We start from the raw sequence: 1,149 nt of genomic DNA on the forward strand, positions 1-1,149 counted from the left end.
CCCTTGTAACTCTGTCCTGCCTGCCTGTGGCATGATGCCGTGTGCGGCGGCGGATGGAAGACCGATCCACCCTGGGGCTTGCAAGCCCGTGGGAGAGCCAGGGTCCCCGTCCGTCCTTCCATCGACCCCGAACAGTCGCTCGGGCCGCTCTGGTCGAAGCCCGCTTTTGCAAGGACGGGAAGGGATGGAAACCATGAAGGGATGTGCGGTTGGCATTGATGTCTCGAAGGACCGGCTGGACGTTCATGTCGAGGGCGGGGAGGCTTTCACCTGCCCTCGGGATACCGAGAGCATAGAGGCGCTCGCGCAGCGGCTCTGTGCGCTGCAGCCGGGGGCGATCGGAGTGGAGGCGACCGGCGGGTTCGAGACGGTCGTCGCGGCCGGGCTGGCCGGACAAGGCCTGCCCGTGGTGGTCGTCAACCCGGCCCAGATACGCGCCTTCGCCAACGCGCTGGGCAAGCGGGCCAAGACCGATCCGATCGATGCGGCCGTCATTGCCCGCTTCGTGGCGGCCACCGATCCGGAGATCCGGCCGCTCAAGGACGAGGAGACACGGCTGCTGTCCGATCTCGTCAGCCGGCGGCGGCAGATCGTGGCGATGATCGCCGCCGAGCGTCAGCGCGAACGCCGGGCCCCGCCACGGGTGCAGCGCTCGATCGCCCGCCTGGTCCGGGCACTGGAACGGGAGCTGGCCAGCCTCGACGGCGATATCGACGAGGCGGTGCGGTCCTGCCCGGCCTGGCGTCAGACCGAGAACCTGCTGGTCTCTGTGCCCGGCATCGGACCGGCCATCGCCCGCACGCTGATCGCCGAACTGCCCGAGCTTGGGACGCTCGGCCGGCGGCGCATCGCCAGCCTCGCCGGGCTGGCTCCCTGGACGCGGCAGTCAGGCCAATGGCGCGGGCGCAGCTTCATCGGCGGGGGACGCAGCACCGTCCGGTCAGCCCTGTTCATGGGAGCCCTGGTCGCCAGCCGCCACAACCCCGAACTCAAAGCCTTCCGTGACCGCCTCGTCGCCGCGGGAAAACCCAAACTCGTCGCCCTCGTCGCCGTCGCCCGGAAACTCCTCACAATCCTCAACGCCATCGTCAGGGATCAAACACCATGGCAGCCTCAAAACGCTTGACCGCCAAGACAGTCGCTCTCCCC

At 68.8% G+C, this 1,149-nt stretch carries 1 protein-coding gene; it reads left to right on the forward strand.

Annotated features, from left to right (window positions below):
* The first annotated feature begins 193 nt into the window (after positions 1-193).
* On the forward strand, positions 194-1,126 hold the full coding sequence (locus ACFOOR_RS06965; protein WP_343165813.1) for an IS110 family transposase: 933 nt from the start codon (positions 194-196) through the stop codon (positions 1,124-1,126).
* The last annotated feature ends 23 nt before the right edge of the window (positions 1,127-1,149 follow it).

This window comes from Hyphobacterium vulgare, from assembly GCF_042643335.1.
GTDB lineage: Bacteria > Pseudomonadota > Alphaproteobacteria > Caulobacterales > Maricaulaceae > Hyphobacterium > Hyphobacterium vulgare.